At 39.8% G+C, this 17,268-nt stretch carries 9 protein-coding genes and 1 pseudogene; 1 reads left to right on the plus strand and 9 read right to left on the minus strand.

The genetic code is table 11. The annotated features are described in order from the left end of the window. The first annotated feature begins 92 nt into the window (after positions 1–92). Positions 93–872, plus strand: a complete 780-nt coding sequence (bamD, locus tag HBA_RS02350) for an outer membrane protein assembly factor BamD (protein WP_097032623.1) — start codon at positions 93–95, stop codon at positions 870–872. 1,182 nt (positions 873–2,054) lie between these two features. Here the strand turns inward: bamD and nlpD are convergent. From nlpD to relA, 9 genes and pseudogenes are all read right to left on the minus strand, one after another. Next, positions 2,055–3,122 carry a murein hydrolase activator NlpD gene (gene nlpD / locus HBA_RS02355; RefSeq protein ID WP_097032420.1) on the minus strand — a complete coding sequence of 356 codons (1,068 nt, stop codon included), beginning with the start codon at positions 3,120–3,122 and terminating at the stop codon, positions 2,055–2,057. A gap of 846 nt (positions 3,123–3,968) precedes the next feature. Then, positions 3,969–4,739, minus strand: a complete 771-nt coding sequence (gene surE / locus HBA_RS02360) for a 5'/3'-nucleotidase SurE (RefSeq protein WP_097032421.1) — start codon at positions 4,737–4,739, stop codon at positions 3,969–3,971. A 1,189-nt stretch (positions 4,740–5,928) separates the two neighbouring features. Continuing rightward, positions 5,929–6,402: a 2-C-methyl-D-erythritol 2,4-cyclodiphosphate synthase gene (gene ispF / locus HBA_RS02365; RefSeq protein ID WP_097032422.1), complete on the minus strand. Its 474-nt coding sequence runs from the start codon at positions 6,400–6,402 to the stop codon at positions 5,929–5,931. Between the two features lie 2 nt (positions 6,403–6,404). Further along, on the minus strand, positions 6,405–7,124 hold the full coding sequence (gene ispD, locus HBA_RS02370) for a 2-C-methyl-D-erythritol 4-phosphate cytidylyltransferase (RefSeq protein WP_097032423.1): 720 nt from the start codon (positions 7,122–7,124) through the stop codon (positions 6,405–6,407). Positions 7,125–7,131: 7 nt separating this feature from the next. After that, a complete protein-coding gene (gene ftsB, locus HBA_RS02375; protein ID WP_097032424.1) occupies positions 7,132–7,431 on the minus strand; it encodes a cell division protein FtsB in 300 nt (99 codons plus the stop codon). 1,063 nt (positions 7,432–8,494) lie between these two features. Then, a complete protein-coding gene (locus HBA_RS03520) occupies positions 8,495–8,668 on the minus strand; it encodes a hypothetical protein (protein ID WP_157774258.1) in 174 nt (57 codons plus the stop codon). A gap of 1,157 nt (positions 8,669–9,825) precedes the next feature. Beyond that, on the minus strand, positions 9,826–11,127 hold the full coding sequence (gene eno, locus HBA_RS02380) for a phosphopyruvate hydratase (RefSeq protein ID WP_097032425.1): 1,302 nt from the start codon (positions 11,125–11,127) through the stop codon (positions 9,826–9,828). A gap of 80 nt (positions 11,128–11,207) precedes the next feature. Next, complete coding sequence (locus HBA_RS02385; protein ID WP_097032426.1) at positions 11,208–12,848, minus strand: CTP synthase; 1,641 nt, start codon at positions 12,846–12,848, stop codon at positions 11,208–11,210. Positions 12,849–13,280: 432 nt separating this feature from the next. Beyond that, positions 13,281–15,534 (minus strand): annotated as a pseudogene (gene relA, locus HBA_RS02390) (GTP diphosphokinase). Positions 15,535–17,268: the final 1,734 nt, after the last annotated feature.

A 17,268-nucleotide genomic window follows, 5' to 3' on the forward strand; every position in this document is an offset into this window, starting at 1 on the left:
CATTTTAATAAGTGTGCCATCATAACCGTTTTGATTTAGAAACTAAACGAATCATGTTACTGGAACAATGCTATGAAGATAGGCACAATGTCATTATGCGTATACAATATCTAGTAACGATCGCCAAACTGATCTTAGGTTTGGCGGTTTGTTTTATTAACAAATATGCTATTTCTAATACTTGCTTTTCCAAAACATATGCTTCTGCGCAGCAAAAGCTACAGGATGGCAATTACAAAGATGCCATCAAGGAGCTAGAGGAGCTTAATAATCTCTATCCGTTTGGTTCAGGAGGGCAACAAATTCAACTTAACTTAATTTATGCTTATTACAAATATGCTGACCTGCTGATGTCGCAAGTCTACATTGATCGTTTTTTACGCTTTAACTCCACCCATCCTAACGTTGACTATGTACTCTACATGCGTGGCTTAAATTATATGGCGCTTGACGAAAGTCCATTACAGGGATTGTTTGGCGTAGACCATGCCTCTCGCAATTCTGAATATGCCAGAAAGGCATTTCGTTCTTTTATGCAACTGATGCGTCAGTATCCGGAAAGCCAGTATGCCACTAATGCAATTAATCGATTGGTTTATCTAAAAAATAGACTAGCCAAATATGAACTTTCGGTGGTGAAGCACTATGTCAAACGTGGCGCTTATGTTGCAGTAGTCAATCGTGTGGAGCAAATGCTACGTGACTTCCCCGATACGCAAGCGACATATATGGCGCTTCCTCATATGGAAAAAGCTTATAGGGAATTGCAACTAACTAACCAAGCGGAGAAAGTGACAAAAATTATTGCAGCTAATCCGTCTTTTCTACTGTCATACCAAAAAAGTGATAAAAATACACAAAAATGCTTTTAGCAAAAGTATGCACAATGTTAAGAATACATAGTGAATTGTATACTAAATCAACAGTAATTTATACTACCAATAAGCAAATAGACATAACTACCTTCATTCGTAAAAGAGCTAAGCGTTTAATTAAACAAGAGCACCCTAGTAGATTTAGCATTTTAAAACTTATATAATGTTCTGTGTGAATAAATGTAACTACGAGTATACCTCATGGCCAATAGTGAGGTAAGCACAACCCATGTCAATATATGCCTCTTAATTTTATCTATAAACTAAAACATTCATATAATTTGGAAGTGTTATTTTCTACTCATATTTATTGCTGAATTTAGCCGATGCTATCATCACTATCTGCGTAAAAAACTCGCTAAATAATTATTGCAATTAACCTCATAACAGATTGAAATCACAACTAAGAAAAGGATAACACAACTTTTAAATAGAATATAAAATCCTAAAATAATACAGCATTGTTATGCTAAACTTATGTAACGATCTTAGTAATGAAAAATCATTGCGCAATACTTAGTTGCATATCTGTGTCATATTTTAGTATTTATCGCAATAGCTACTATCTTAGCTATCAACTAGTTGTATTTACCAAATTAATAAACATGATGCTGAATGCTTCATTAAATGAAATGTATCTTCGTTAATAAGTTTATAACGCACTTCTGGCACTTCCCGTGCCATAAACAACTCTTTCATTATAACTAATATTCACGTAGGTCAAGATAGATCGTTGACTGGTAAGATAAAAATAGCAGTATAGTGGTAGATAGTTAATTGCTATTTTTGCCGTCTCATAAAAAAATGTGGAGACAAAGTATCCATTGAAATACATCATCTACGATGTCATTAAAGTATAAACAGGAAGTCTTCGGTTTATTTAATTCTGGATTTATTCATCCGTAAATTGGTGGCTGACGTTCTCGCCGAACACAGCAATAATAGTTTAAGAGTTTTAGATATATTGTAAGACGCGCCATGTTAATCCATAACATGCTTGAATGTCTTTTAAGAACAACAAGTACTTATCTATAATGTAATTATATTCTTTTTGTCAAAAAGTTTACCCCTATTTTCAGTATTTAACTATTTTATATAACTTGTTACTTTTAATATATTTTAGATTATATCGTTTTGCATTTGTGATCCTAAAACAAAACGTTGAGGTATTTTACAAATTTATTGCTGCGGAAGATAATGCAACGGGTTTACGGATTTCCCCTTATGACGAATTTCAAAATGCAATCTGGTTGTGTTGGTTCCTGAGTTACCCATGGTAGCAATTTTTTGTCCTGCTTTAACTTTTTGTTGTGCTCGGACTAACAAAGTATCGTTGTGGGCGTAAGCACTCAAGTAATCATCATCATGTTTAATAATGATCAAATTACCGTACCCGCGTAAGGCATTGCCGGCATAAACTACTCTGCCGTTAGCCGCTGCCCAAATTGGCTGTCCTCGGAAACCGGAGATATCAACCCCTTTATTGCCGCCTTCTGCACCAGAAAAGTGATCAATAATTTTTCCATTCGTAGGCCAATACCATTTAGTTATTGCCGTGCTGGTTACTACAATCCGATCGGTTGTAGTAACATCATTACATTCGGTTGACAACATTGTGCCATTAGACGATGGTAAATTTTTTTTTAAATTATTTTTATTTGATTTTTGAGAAATAATATTGTTTTTATTAGAATTAATGTTCGATTTCATTAATTGTGCATGAGAGGTATGAGCGGGCAATACCACAACGCTGTTATTATCATGATTAGAGTTAGATGTTAGATTAGTTCCCGAAGAATCCTTGACGGTGATCGTCGTCATTTTATTTTCAATCTGCAAAGTTTGACCTACATTTAGGATGTAAGGTTTCGGAATCTTGTTCTTTTGCGCTAAATCTTGATAGTTATTTCCAGTAATCCAGGCTATATAAAACAATGTATCACCGCGTTTTACTTTATATGTCGGGCCGAAATAAAAACCTTTCTTAATATTGTCATATTTCCGATTGTAAAAGGTATTTCCTTGTGGCCAAATATTTATTTGACCCTGAGCATTTTTACTTACAGTGGTCGCGCTAAGCGGTTGGTCAAGACGCCTGTCGTTCCCAAATATGGTATCTTGACTACTGTGGCTTCCGATGACACTGCCTATCGGTGCGCTAATTTTATTTTGAGAGCATCCCACTAGCCCCATACTCACCATGGCACAGACTACAATACGACACCATGTGCACTTCTGGCTTACCATGCTCAATTTTTTCCTATGGCAGCAAGGTTATTTATCATTTTACATAGGCTCAACATTATGTTGTTATATATCCATTTAATGATATTGGTTACAGTAATAAAATATTTTCAGCTATTTATGTGATAATTGTTGAATTTTCGTTCATGTTAGCAACAACCACTAGATCAATTTATTAGATACATTTTATAGAAATATTAAGGCATTAAGCTAGTTATACTTTCATAAGCGTAATAAAATTAGACTTTTCTACGGTATCAACTACAAGTTCTCCGTACTTTCGGTTTACCCGTGTTTACATGTTGCTGCTTTTCGCCGAAAGGTAACACACAATCACGCCCTTATAATTTAGCTCTATATTAACCAGTGTGTTGGGAATTAAGGTAGTATGGCTTTAACGATAATAGCGCGTAACACAGCCCCACGCGACGGCCATCACACTTCCAGCTAGTCACAGTCGCTAGTAGGAGAAGAATATTATGTAGATCAAGCAATTTTAGTCGGCACTTATATTACCACCCCTACAATTTTTTGATTCAATTTAACGAACAGACGTGCTTAACCAAATGCGATAGAATAGCAGGCTGATAGCAAAAGCAAGTACCTATTTCAACACCCGAGATTCCGGACGCAGTGCTAGCAATTCAGTCATACGCGCCATGATATAGGTTCGTGTAAATAGTTAAATCTAGTTAGATGAACAGCGCGGAGTTATCGCAGGCTATATGCTCTAATGCCGCGTTGATAAAAAGTTTGTACAGCCTCGCTTACATATGTTGCTGCAACAAGCGCTCCATATAGCTAATACGTTGCCGATGTAGCGGCGCTAGCATCGTTTGCATGCGTATGCTAGCTACCATATGTAGTGGAGAGACCCTTGGTGTTTCGAAGCCAGTCGCTCAACACGGTTATAGCCGTGTTAGCAGTAAGATCTACTTGTAAAGGAGTTAGTGAGACATATCCCTGACTGACTGCCTCAAAATCGGTACCAGGACCTTCATCAAGGAAACCAGCTGGAGGTCCGATCCACAGCATTTCCCGGCCGCGCGGATCTTTTTGGCGAATTACTTTGCTGGCAGGATATCTGCTACCACAGCGGGTCACTTTGCACCCTTTGATTGACGATAGTGGTAGGTCTGGAACATTGATGTTAAGTATTTTTCCCGTACGCAGCGGTGTGTTAATTATCGCCAACAAAAGACGCCAGGTAACGTCGACAGCGGTGGCTAAGTGACGGTTGCCATTTAGAGACACCGCTAGAGCTGGATAGCCCAAATGACGTCCTTCCATTGCGGCTGCAACAGTGCCGGAGTAAATCACGTCATCGCCCAGATTTGGACCGGCGTTAATGCCCGATACAACAATATCTGGTCTGGGACTCATCAGAGCATTGACGCCGAGATAGACGCAATCAGTAGGGGTACCGGATAGAATAGCTATATCGCCGTTTAGTTGAGTTTGTGTGCGCAACGGCGCATTCAGCGTTAGAGAATTAGACGAGCCGCTGCAGTCACGGTCCGGCGCCACGATTTGCACGGTGGCAAGCTGACGTAACGTGACTGCAAGTTGCTGAATGCCGGGTGCATGAATGCCATCATCATTACTTAAAAGTACGCGCATAGTATTTGTTGACTTTATTTTATAAATAACAAAATTATAATGTGCACCATAACTCCCTAGGAGTAAAAGACGTAAAACTATCCTGTCCCGATACTTTTAGCCAGTGGCATTAGTAAAGGTTAAAGCGTAAATATCAAGTAATAATGGCATGAAATATCATAGTGGTGAAACCAGCAATTTATAGAGTTAAGTAAATTAAGTTTAGTTACATATTAAGTACGTCTTGCTTGGTCAATGCGTGGACTACGTTAAGATAATCCCTTAACCGTTAAGGTTAAATTATAATGATGACTGTTCTGTCAGAAAGTGTTTATAAGCAATATAAACAGGGTAGTGGCTAGAAATCAATGCATAAAAATCTTACCCCAATTAGTATAGGATATAATTTGTCGGTAAGAAGGCTTACAAAAATTTTCAGCAGCAACCTGTCTTTCAACAAAGCTAAATTAGCGCTATTGGCTCAAATAGTAGCTTCCGTCGTATTTTCCACAAATTTAGCCACCTCAGTTTAGGCTAAGGAAAAATATTGCAGTTTCAGTATAAACTACGTCCTTGTAACTGCGCAAAATGCTATTCGAACATATTAATTAATAAATACTAAATTGGTGGCGAAAGTACAAATGTATGTTTTGCTGCTGATCTTTTGCAGTTTGTTATTTATTGCAGTTTATTATTTGCAGAGAGCAGCATAGCCATCTTTAGATTATTGTCCTTATGATCAAGCTTTCTGCTACTAGCAAAAATATTTCTGTATCACTAGTTACAGCAGCCATTCGGACGATTCTTAACTTACTTACAATACGCTTATTTTACCTAGAGTATAGGTAGATAGATTACGCCTTACGAAGGCTAAATTTTCAACTTAAGCCCGTGTCGGGGCATTGTGAAGAGCATGCCTCAGCTAGTTTAAGTGTTCTCATGCCCCTTCCTTCGCAGTGGTAATCATGTGAGGCCGGTAAGACAGACAAAACCACTATTAACTGTAAAAGCGAAAATGTCAGCAAAACTTCGCTTGTACATACCCAATGTGCAGTATTCTGCGTTAGGTTTTATGGAAATCTCTAGACAAAATGCTCTTTTTAGCCATTGAACTCGAAGTGAAGTTATTTGTATCACGAAATATTTGTTGTTGCGGTTTTTAAAAAATAGTTAAGACTATTGCCGAACAGTCGGTGTATCTTATTATATTCTATCGGATCAGGAGCCCGACCGCTTCACAAGCGATACCTTCGCCGCGGCCGATAAAGCCGAGCAGTTCGGTTGTGGTTGCCTTGATATTGATATCATCGATATAGCAGCAGCCAAGATCTTCAGCAATATGCATACGCATTTGAGGAATATGTAGTGCTATCTTTGGCTCCTGAAATATAAGTGTGATATCTAGATTGCCCAGACGATAACCCTTAGCTGTGATTAATTTCCACGCTGCGCGCAATAGTAGCCGGCTGTTTTTACCTTTATAGGCCGAATCGGTATCAGGAAATAAACTACCGATATCACCGAGCGCAGCTGCACCTAGCAGAGCATCGGTAGCCGCGTGAAGAGCGATATCTCCATCAGAATGTGCGAGTAGGCCTTGCGGATAAGGGATGCGCACACCGCCAATAATCAGCGGGTTTTCACCGCCAAACTTGTGCACGTCAAAACCGTGTCCGATACGCATATTTATGTATTCTCCATATTAGCAAATTGAGACAAAAAGCAGCGAGCAAACGCAAAATCTTCCGGGCAAGTCACTTTAATGTTGTCTGCTCGCCCCGGAACCAACAACGGTGCGTAGCCACAATATTCTATTGCCGAGGCTTCATCGGTCACTACTGCACCTTCTGCAATAGCCCGTTTCAGACAGTTGCTAAGCAGTTCTCGCGCAAACAACTGAGGCGTAAACGCATGCCATAAATCCTCGCGCTCGACAGTGCTTGCAATAATTCTCGTACTAGTCATTGCGCGTTTTATTGTGTCGCGCACCGGCGACGCCAGTAACCCACCTACATCTGTATGATTCTTAATTGCTAGCAGGCGTTGCAAATCATTTTGATGCAGACAGGGACGCACGGCATCGTGCACTAACACCCAAGATGCTGTGCGTGTGTGACGCATAGCAGCCATGACTGAGTCGACGCGCTCTGATCCACCGGTGACTACGCTTACTCGCGGATCGGTTGCTACCGGTAATTGGTGATACCAACGATCCGTCGGACTGATTGCCACGATGGCCTCGCGGATGCAAAATTGTCGCAGTAGCACGCCGATAGCGTGCTCAAGAATAGTTTTATCACCGATAGTGAGGTATTGTTTGGGTAAAGTAGTTTGCATGCGTCTGCCAATTCCAGCTGCCGGTAATATGGCGATAACGTCAGAAACAGGTTCTACGAATAATGTCATTATTGACTTATTGCGTGGCTGGTATTTGTTTTCTCTGTTCCGGTACTAGGCGATAAAATGTTTCACCCGTCTTAATCATACCAAGCTCATTGCGTGAACGTTCCTCAATAGCTTCTTGCCCATAGATTAAATCATCAATTTCGGTAAAAAGTTGAGAGTTCCTCGCTTTGAGTTGCGAGTTGTTCATTTCTTTTGCCGCAACATCGCTCTTGATGCGCACTAAATCTTGCATACCGTTTTTACCTAACCATAGCGAATACTGTAGCCAACTGAGTAATATTACTAATAATAACGTAAGTTTATTCATTTTAACATTTAATTTTTATCACACTATTATATCATAATTGTGCGTTTTAACTTCATAATATCGGATAAATGTCTCTGCAAATCTGCATTTGCTTGCAGTGCAGATAATTTTTTCTGATAAAATGCCTAATATCTTGCCTTTCTAAAAGATAGTTGATAGATGCTATAGCCAAAATAGGCAAAACCATAGATAAATCAGTGCCGTTAAATATAATTCACGACCTCGTCGTATTCTATACTATGTTGCTAGTAATATGCACATAGACAGATAGCATTATAAAACAACTACCTCTAAAACAAGGAAATAAGAAAACAAGAAAACAAGAAAACAAGGAATTTAACGCTAAATTGCAGGATAGGTGCAACTAAAAATCAAATCAATAAAAGTTAACTTTAACGATGATAGTAAATTTACCACTCGATTCAGCGCCGACTTTTGATGAATAGCGTTAAATTATGTATAATGCAAGCAACCAACAGCGTTATAGAGGCATGATATGATAAAGTAAACAAAAGGTAGGTTTCATATCGTACACCGCTGCTGCTTTGACGCAATTAAAGTGGTAAGCAGAATAAGATTAATATTCAATACCAGCCGTGTTACCTAGCCCATTCGAGCGGATATTTTCACATCTTTTACCATTGCTGATTTTCAGATCATGGCAAAACTGTTTTTTAGACCTATTATTGCTGTTTAATAATGGGTGCTCATGCAAGCTAATGTGGCACTTGCTATTCCTATTTTTTACGAATGAATTTGTAGAAACATACAAGACCGATACACCACAGCACCGCGCCTTGATGTTTATTTTATATCTTGATATTTTAAAAATTAATGTAGTACACAGTGGTTTTTGTTTGATAACTCAAACAAATTTCCTAGTTTATCGATTACTATTTACCTATCCAGAAAATAGCTCGCTCCTCAATAGAGGCAGTGACCGTGCTGAATAGATGTCAGTACAAAATTAAATTCATCGTATGTGCCATCGTAGTTTACGATAGACGTCTTGCAACAGTTAGCGCACAAAGCCGTTGGTGTTAGAGTGCTCGTGTAGTCTTTATTAATTAAGCCTGACCTCATCACTAGCTGGTATCCGGTAATCTAAACTAGATTGATCTGAGTGTTTTATACCGTTAGTAGCGTTTTTGCTGGTATTTATCAGTCGACTTCCTAAATTAATAGCGATAAAATCAGACTGGAAAACAGAATTTTTATTCTCTAATCCTGTCGCCATGTTACCGACTAGCTACGAGAATTTTAGATTAGTTTAAATATTGCGCTGGTAAGCGCATCGGTTGTTTCTTACTCAGGTTAATTACTGCTATGTTATTTTAGCACATAAAAAACGTGATCACGGCATATATTTGTTAGAAAGTATGTTCAGAAGAAGCTGTAGTGACCACTTTTATCGCCTTACAGCGCCAATAACATCACGCAAGTAAATTTATGAAGCAAAGACAATCTTGGCGGATACTCTCGAATAACTGTTGTTAAAAGATACTAGATTAATCTTGTTAATCGCTACGACCAAATGATCTATACCCCAACAAGATGTTAAAACTTTAGCGTTAGATCTAGTCCAGCACACCTTTGCTTGCATTAATACTCAGGATGCCTAGTATCAAATAAAAGCACTGGTGACCAAATTACGGGCAAACGATAAATTTGTTCTCTCTCGGTAGAGACAGAACGATATATGACATTAATAATTATTTCCTCTGTTCACACTGAACCTACAGGTTGTCAACGTTAAAGAAGATGCTTATGCTGTCATAACTACTGCTGTAAGTCAAAAGACAGTTAAATTTATTTAATGCTGTTGCAATTGCAGATATTTTTACCCTGCAATGCAGTTTATTTAAGATAAATTATTAATGCAATTATAATATTAGCATGTTATGCGTACAGTACGTTACTGTGTCGTTTAGCGGCTAATCGCTGAGTATGCAAAAGTGCCTACGCTGTGTTATTCAAAAGCGTAGATCACAGATATAAAAGTCGGTTATCATAACCTTCATGGCAGTTCACTACTGTTTTGCGATTATTATTCCGATATCGCGGCACTAAGTGATACTGGTAAGGGCTAATATCAGCGATCCTTAGCCGTATAGCTACTTAAAAACTACCTGATCTGCCTCATCTTGCATTTCGCAGGACACTCATACAGATAAATAAAGATCACTGTTCATTAAATAAGTAGCCCCTTATTCCTGGGTAGTTAGGAATAAGTTTATTAAACGAGTTATATAGAATAAAGCTATATATTGTCAGTCCACCCAAAATTGCTAGCAGTTTATCTTCATTATGAATAAAAAACTATCGGTTCTGACTAGAACGTTTTCAGGATTACTAAAAGGTAGGCTAAACAGCGCATTAGAGTCGATGCTGATTTTACACCTGGTTTTTTACTTCACTTAGACCGTTAAATTGCGCGCGATCACCTAGGGCTTCTTCGATACGAAGAAGCTGGTTGTATTTTGCAACGCGATCGGAGCGGCTCATAGAGCCGGTTTTGATCTGACCAGCAGAGGTTCCTACTGCTAGGTCTGCAATCGTTGCGTCTTCAGTTTCTCCGGAACGGTGGGAAATGATGGTTGTATAACCGGCATCCTTAGCCATATTTATCGCCGCCAGCGTTTCAGTCAGCGAACCAATCTGGTTCAATTTAATCAGAATCGAGTTAGCTATACCCTGGTCGATACCTTTTTTTAAGATTTTGGTATTGGTGACAAATAGATCGTCGCCTACCACTTGGATTGTTTTGCCCAGCAGTTTTGTTAGGTAAGAAAAACCAGCCCAGTCTGACTCGTTCAGACCATCTTCAATTGAAACTATTGGATACTGTTGACTCAGATCTTTTAGGTAATGCGTAAATTCCTGTGAGGTAAATATCATACCTTCACTTTTCAAGTTGTAATTGCCTGTAGATTCTTCAAATAATTCAGAAGCCGCACAGTCTATAGCCAGAGTGATGTCCTGACCAAGCACGTAATCAGATTGTTCGACCGCTTCTTTGATAATTGCAAAAGCAGCAGCGTTGGATTCTAGATTTGGTGCATAACCGCCTTCGTCACCGACAGCGGTGTTCATGCCTTTGCTTTTTAAAACCTTTGCCAAGTTGTGGAACACTTCTGAACCCATACGTACCGCTTCTTTTAAGGTTGTCGCTCCGATCGGCTGAATCATGAACTCCTGAATATCTACGTTGTTATTAGCATGTTTACCGCCGTTGATGATATTTATCATCGGTAAGGGCATAGAAAATTTTCCGGAGGTGCCATTCAACTCAGCAATATGCGCATACAAAGGCATGCCTTTGTATGCGGCGGCAGCTTTGGCGGCAGCTAAAGACACAGCCAGAATGGCGTTAGCACCAAATTTGGATTTATTTTCGGTACCGTCTAGATCAATCATGGTTTTATCCAACGCTGCTTGATCTTTGGCGTCTTGACCAGTGATAGCTTGAGCGATAGGATAGTTCACAGCCCCCACCGCTTTGGTGACGCCTTTACCCAGGAAACGAGATTTGTCCCCGTCGCGCAGCTCGAGCGCTTCACGTGAACCAGTAGAGGCGCCAGATGGCGCGGCAGCCATCCCAACGAAACCACTTTCCAGGTGTATTTCTGCTTCTACCGTTGGATTGCCGCGTGAATCGATGATTTCACGGCCAATAATTTTTACAATTTTAGACATTTTTTATTTCCTTAGTACAAGTTAAAACACAATTTCTGTAGGCCCGCAAACCCATATAGCATTTTGACTCTATTGCTTGTTTACTTCTGAGTTTGTTTTTTATAAACGTTCGCAGCTTTGATAAATCCCGTGAATAATGGATGACCATCACGAGGCGTTGAAGTGAACTCCGGGTGGAACTGGCTAGCGACAAACCATGGATGATCCGGGTATTCAATAATTTCCACTAACTTATTATTGTCTACTGACCAACCGGCGACACGTAGACCGGCGATCTCTAGATGTTTTAACATCATCTTATTTACTTCATAACGATGGCGGTGTCGTTCTATAACGATGGCCTCTCCGTATAATGTCCGCGCTAAGCTGCCTTCCTCTAGATAGCAGGACTGACTTCCGAGGCGCATGGTGCCGCCTAGATTGCTTTGCTCGCTACGTATTTCAATATTGCCGCTCTTACTACACCATTCGGTAATAAGCGCTACCACCGGATACTTACACTTTGGCACAAATTCAGTAGAGTTGGCATCTTGCATCCCCACCACATGGCGAGCAAATTCAATTAAAGCTACCTGCATGCCCAGGCAGATTCCTAGATATGGTATCTTTTGCTCGCGTGCGTATTGCGCGGCTAAAACCTTACCTTCTACTCCGCGATAACCAAAGCCACCTGGAATAAGGATAGCGTTCAAATCTTTTAATATTTTCACACCCCTAGTTTTTACATCCTGAGAATCGATCAAACGGATATTTACCATTAGGCGATTTTGCATTCCAGCGTGTTTCAGAGCCTCTATAACCGACTTATAGGCATCAGGTAACTCGATATATTTGCCGATCATGCCAATGGTTACTTCACCGACCGGGTTAGACAGTTGGTAAATTACTTGTTCCCATTCTGACAAATCTGCCTCGGGACAGTTGAAATTGAATAATGTGCTAATATAATCGTCCATCCCTTGAGATTTCAATAGCATCGGGATTTTATAAATTGAGTCAACGTCTTTAAGCGAAAAAACTGCTTTTCCCGGCAAGTTGCAGAATAAAGCAATTTTCTCTCGCTCATTTTGGGGTACTGTCCGATCAGAACGGCATATCAACACATCAGGCTGGATACCAATAGATAGCAGCTCTTTCACCGAATGCTGGGTCGGTTTTGTTTTTACTTCACCCGACATCGCTATATATGGTAATAGGGTTAAGTGCATGTAGATGATGTGCTTACGTCCTATTTCCACCGCCATTTGGCGAATAGATTCCAGAAACGGTAATGATTCTATATCTCCAACCGTACCGCCAATTTCCACTAGCACCACATCATGTCCTGCACCGCATTCGATAATACGCTCCTTAATGGAGTTAGTGATATGGGGAATTACCTGAATAGTAGCTCCTAAATAATCTCCTCGACGCTCTTTGCGTAGCACGTCTGCATAGACGCTACCGGCGGTAAAGTTGTTATAATGTGACATTTTAGTACGTATAAAACGCTCATAATGCCCCAAGTCTAGATCCGTTTCAGCGCCGTCTTCGGTCACAAAAACCTCGCCGTGTTGTATAGGACTAATGGTACCCGGATCTACATTGATGTAAGGGTCCAGCTTCATGATTGTAACGTTAAGGCCTCTAGCTTCTAGAATAGCAGCCAGAGAAGCTGCGGCAATGCCTTTACCTAAAGAAGAGACAACTCCACCGGTTACAAAAATATAGTTTGTTGTCATGTTAAACCTGAAAATTAGGTGTAAAGACGGAATCACCAAGACAAGGAGAAAGTATATACTAAACCTTATTGCGACACAAATATGCGCTCACTTATTACTATGTGACAGTTGAAAACTGTTCAATAATAATTTTATAACAAATAAATTTGTTATTTATTTCAACGTAACATAGCATCGGGTGCTAATCCTTTTTTTGCTGCGTAATTACAGGTTAGTTTGGTGGCGTAAGCCGTGTAATCTTTTGTTCTTTAGTCATCGCTTTAACATGAAAAAAGTAGCGTTAGAAGTTGTGGTTTTCTTATTGAAAGTGGCGAAAACAAATCACCGGGTGCAGTGTACAAAGGTGATTATAAACTAGCTAATACAACAACCTCTACTATAGAAGAATGTTCTTCTATCTATAGAACATACCTTAACGTATCATTTGATAAGTTAGTTAATGTGTAGTTGCCGCGCATCAATGATTTCCGGCAATTTATTTAGTTTTAATAACACCTGCCTCAGCACCTGCTGGTTATATATTTCGATCTCTATATCAATCGAGGCCAGTTTTTTTACATTGTGTCGGCTGACAACACCGAGCATATTGAGCTTCTCTTTAGCGAGAATGGTCAATATACTTGCGAAATAGTACTAAGCGGCTTGTTTCAGTCATTATGATTACTAGAGAATATCCGCTCACAAGTAACTATCTTCCCACACGATGCCCGTAATACGTTACGGCGCATTTATCCTGTAGATCTCTGCTAAATGTTCGCAATCATCGCGATGGATGGAAATGCGGCGTCGTTGGGTGATAAAACCGATGACATATCCTCCCTTCTCTGGTATCAGATAGCAGCAGCTAGCGATATGGTTTATTAGGTTGACTACCTTTAAATCCATAATACCCGGTAGTTACCTCGGTTGCATGGGCAAAACGGTATTTTCTGAGGAAGCTGGCAATGTACCACCAGCTTACATTCCTCTTCCGAACATAAGGTTATGTATCTTTCTCTGCAAGTAATTGACGAATCTGATTAATTCGTACGTCGACGCTACTAATAGCCGCCAACAGTTATTCATTAACTGCCTGAACATTGTAACACGGTAATAGCACTATTTTTGTCTCGCACAAATTAATGCCAAATATTTTAGCTCATCTTCTAGCAGTTGGTACCCGGTAGCTATGTATTTATCCCTATACTGCTTGCGAAATAAGTGATAAATTTTAAAATGCACGTGGTTGGTTATGACATAAACCAAGTTGGTAGTCAGCTAATCAGGGCTAGTGTAAGGTTATTGTTAGTGATTATTTTAACTTAATCTCCCATCCAGAATTGATAAGTGAAGCGGAATGATATTCCGCTAATTTTTGGCATATATATGCAGCAGTAGCTTACTTTCTTATGAATATGGTAGGCAAACCTCAGTAGTGTAAAGCTAGGGATTAGATCTACAACGTCTCTTTTAGCAGTGAAACATATATGCGATGGTCAAATACCTGTAGGGGTACTTCGTCGATCATTTTGCCAACATGCAACATATCTTACTTTTAAGCAATAAGTCGTCGCAGCCAGGCAATGCGCTGTTTATAAACAGATCGGATATCGGCTAGAGTGGTATCCCCCTCTTTATATTTCCAGTGTGCGGCAACCCCCAGCTCGGCATATTCATGCATTTGGCGCGTGCGAATTTGTATTTCCATAGTTTTGCCGCTTGGGCCAAATATCACAGTATGGATCGATTGATATCCGTTTGACTTAGGGTTTGCGACGTAATCGTCAAATTCATCTGGCAAATGGCAAAATTTCATATGCACAATTCCGAGCGCGGTATAGCAGTCCTGCAAATTCTCTACGACCACGCGAACTGCTCGTACATCGAATAACTCATAAAATTTTAATGCTTTATTCTGCATTTTTCTCCATATACTATAAATATGTTTAGGCCGTCCGTAGATCTCGGCCTTAACTCCTTCTTTCTGCAGAGTATTACGTAAGGAAGAGACAAAATACTCGATATATTGTTCGCGGTCGATACGACGCTCGTGCAACAGCTTAGCGATACGCTTGTATTCATTAGGATGTAGGTAGCGGAAACAAAAATCTTCTAATTCCCACTTAATCTGGCCAATACCGATGCGATTAGCGAGCGGGGCATAAATATTAGCGCTTTCTGTTGCCGCTAGCACTCGCTCGTTTTCTGGCGCATCTTTTATCTCTCGTAAATAGGCGATACGTTCGGCGAGCTTTATAACCACACAGCGAAAATCCTCGACGATAGCTAGCAGCATGCGTCGTAAATTATCTACCTGATCTTGAGCCATAGAATCATTATGGGTTGTTTTTAATCGGCGGCCAGCATTCATATCGCGCACACCACGTACTAATTTAACGATGCTTTTGCCGAATGATGCCTCTAGCATTGTCTCTTCTACTACGCCAATATCCGCAAGCGGGAACAATAGTGCAGCACTCAGACTATCGTTATCCATACTGATCATGGACAGAATTTCTACCATTTCAATACCGCGCCGTAGCAGCAAGGTAGCATCTTGACGGTCTTTGCATTGCTGCTCGCAGTAGCGCAAAGTGGTAGTCAGCTGTTCACTTGATTGCGGATTAGCAAGGCCAAAACCGACCACCCAGTCGTCCACGACAAATTTGCCTGACGGGTTTAAATGTGCACTTCTTACCGTAACCATACACACTCCCTCTCTTACAGAGATGCTGGAACGTTGTGTAAATAACATCATCGATTCAAAATTAATGATATGCGGAAATATATCCAGCATCTCCTGGCATCCCATTGTTGTAATAGCCAGCCGCCAATAAAATTTTTTCTGTCCGCGGCACAAGTAACGCAAGTTTTAGAAAACGTAGACAATGTTATGCGAATCATATGCCGCTAATGGAATATCACGCTAATCAAGCTTTCATTTACAGCTTCAAGCAATATGTGATTAAATCAGCCCGCGACATACGGGCTCATTGCATGATGCACGACATCATGTTCAAGAGTTTTTTGAAAATGCTTGTTGTTTGCTAAATGGCTCATGGACATTATTTGTCCATGAGCTAACAGTGGGGCATCTATCTTAATGCTGGCGCCGGATGCTAATACAGATACTGAATACTCATTATGCTAGTTGATCTTTTAATTAATCTGAATGCAGTTGTGCGGAATAAAAAATATTGTTAGTGCATCTAGAACTGATAAATAGTAGCTCGCTAAGCACAGGCATTTAATCCGTGCACTATCAAGCGCCATCAGTGGAACGCTATCTACTTACCTTTCGCTATCGTAGTTTTATATAATGGCAAATACCGAATACTCCAAACTTTCCGTACCATAGCAAAATGGTGTGATGAGACACTCTCTAGTGATGGCTGCAAAATCATGCAGGCTTTAAATATCGTATAAAGCATACAACTTTGCCTATCGTAACTCATACTAAGTTCGTAGGTTTTAGGATGTAATTCCCTTACTTAAGCGTAGCGCGTAAGCTGACGGTAATCATAGATACTGCATTTAATTTGCGTCACCAAAACATCGACTTTTCGGCTATTTGTGCGTAAACAACTGCTTTATCTTGGCTTTGATGCGTTGACTATATTATTAATGCCCTTGTCTTATTCTACTGACAGATGTTGCACAAGCCATAATGGGGCAACAACGGTAAGTGACCCGAAGTTGGGAGTATTGTGCACAGCAAACTACTTCACTTACTGCCGCGCTTATCCTCAGTAATACATATCTCAGACTGTTTACCCAGCAAGAGCCCGTGTATGAACATGGACTTGCCTATGCAGACTTACCCACAATACAATTTGCTAAAATGCATCCGATTAGCCGCAAACAGGATTAGTATTATCCTCTCCCTACTGGTTTCCAAGCGCCGATTTGCAAATAAAAATAGCACCATAAAATTTCAAAAACATCTTTGCGACATTAACCTAAAACCATTCTTCTATAGCCTATCCATGACTTAAATAGGAATGATTTGCGTGCAGATCAAGGAGGATATTGATCACAATCAGGCTTCCCTTTTCCACATGGAATTAATGATTAGTGCTTGTTCTTTGCTAAAAACCATAACAAGCATCAGTATCAGTTAATTAACGATCCCGCTAATTTTATTAGAGTTTCTGGAGTTGTTCAACAAACACGGCATGACATTTCACAATTGCAAATTAGTGCGCTGACTGATTAATCTTTTATAGTGCTATTATCTTTATAGTGTGCGCTTTATTAAATAGTGTGCTTAATACCTGGCTAAATCTATTACGTTTGGTTTCGTAGCTGATTTCATAATCACACTCATAGTATGTGAGGATAATTTATTGAACGGCGATCTATCTAATAAAACCAAAGGCGATTTTACATCTATTCGATAAACTTGACCTTAAACACATAGCTTTCAATTACCATAAGGCTT

Origin of the sequence: Sodalis endosymbiont of Henestaris halophilus (assembly GCF_900161835.1) — a bacterium.
GTDB lineage: Bacteria > Pseudomonadota > Gammaproteobacteria > Enterobacterales > Enterobacteriaceae.